1 protein-coding gene is annotated in these 1,763 nt (G+C 72.3%); it reads right to left on the bottom strand.

Features of this window, described 5'->3' with window-relative positions:
- Positions 1 to 1,763, bottom strand: a 1,763-nt coding sequence (locus I71_RS19035; protein WP_042696530.1) for a polyketide synthase dehydratase domain-containing protein, incomplete at both ends; no start/stop codon positions are given.

The raw sequence follows: 1,763 nt of genomic DNA, 5'->3' as shown, positions 1-1,763 counted from the left end.
TGCCGGCACCAGATGGACGATCCGGGCGGCCCCGGCCGGTAGCACCGTGGTATCGGCCACCGTGACGCGCCCGGCGCCCAGCGTGCCCAACTGCCGTGCCAGGATTTCGGCCGGGCCGGCATCGCCCAGGATGATCCATTCGGCGGCGATGCGTGCCGGATCGGGCGTCGGGGCCGGTACCGCGACCCAATCCAGCTCATGAACCCAGTCCTGCCAGCCTGCGGCCCCGGCGGTGAACTGTGCGGGATCGATCCAGGCAATGCGCAACCCATCGACCGCGACCGCCAGCCGGCCGTCGCCATCCCAGGCGCGCAGATCGGCCAGCCGGTCATCGCTGGGATCGAGGCGGACATGGCACCATAGCGGCGTGCCGGCACCGGCCAGCACCCGCAGGCAGCCGACCGCGGCCGGCACGCAGACCCGGCCCGCGGGATAGCGGCCGGCCGGCCACGCCACGCCGATCGCCTGGAACAGCGTGTCGAGTAGGGCGGGGTGCAGCGGCCGGGACCATGCGGCTTCGGCTGCGGTCGGCGGACGCAGACGGATCACCGCCTCGCCGGTGCCGCGCCACACATCCTCGGCCCAGCGATAGCCGGCACCCAGCCCGATGCCGATGGCATCCAGGGGCGAATAGAGTGCCGTTGCCGCCGGTTCCCCGGCCACCCCGCCACGGAGGCGCTCCATTTCGGCAAAGCCGTCGCCTTCGGCCATTTCTTCTGCCGGTGCGATGGTCGCGGTCGCCTTCAGGGCGGTGTCGTCATCGGCCAGCGTGACGGCAAAATCGCCGGCTGCCGTCAGCCGGACCCGCAGCATCGCCGCAGCATCGGCATCGAGGACCAGAGCCGCCGGGAACAGGGCATCGCGTACCGCCACCGCGTCGCCCGGCCCTGTCTTGCGGGCTGCGGCGAGTGCCAGGCAGAGATGGAAGGAGGCCGGCACCACCACCCGGTTGGCGATGCGGTGGTCGCGCAGGAAGGGCTGGTGCGTCCCGGCAACCGGGGTCAGGAATACCGCTCCTGTCGCTGCCGCTTCGCGCCGGCCCAATAGGGAACCGCTGTGCAGTGGATCGGCCGGCCGCTCGGGATAGGGCCAGCGGCGGCGCTGGAACGGATAGGTGGGCAGGCCGGCGGGGGGTGTCACCGTGCCATGGATGGCAACCGGGTCGAGCCGCGCGCCGCGCACGAAAAGCTGTCCCAGGGTGCGGGCGAGCTGCAGGGCGTCGCCGAACCGCGGTCCGGCCGAGGGCAGCCACCACCGCCCTTCGCGCCCGACCGAGCCGGCCCCCAGGGCGCACAGTGTGCCATCAGGACCGATCTCGATGAAGGTATCGGCAAGGCCGGACAGGGCCGCCACACCATCAGCGAAACGCACCGCCCGGCGTGCATGCTGCGCCCAATAGCCGGGACCGGGCAGGCCGCCGGGCAGCGGCGCCCCGGTCAGGTTTGAAATCAGCGGGATCGCCGCGGGCGCTGCGTTCAGCCGTGCCTCGGCCGCCGCCAGCGCCGCCAGCACCGGTTCGGCATCGGGGGAATGGAAGGCGTGCGATACCTTCAGCAGGCGTGTCGCGAGACCATCGGTCCGGAGTGCGGCCGCCAGCGCGGCGACTGCCGGCTCCCGGCCGGACAGCACGACCTTGCCCGGACCGTTGACCGCGCCGATTTCTACCGCCCCGGCATGAGCGGCGAGATAAGGCAGGATGGCATCTTCGCCGGCATCCACCTGCATCATGGCGCCCCCCGCGGGCATCAGCTCGTCCATCAGCC

The organism is Azospirillum sp. B506 (assembly GCF_000333595.1).
GTDB lineage: Bacteria > Pseudomonadota > Alphaproteobacteria > Azospirillales > Azospirillaceae > Azospirillum.
This window is presented reverse-complemented; position numbering and strand designations above follow the sequence as displayed.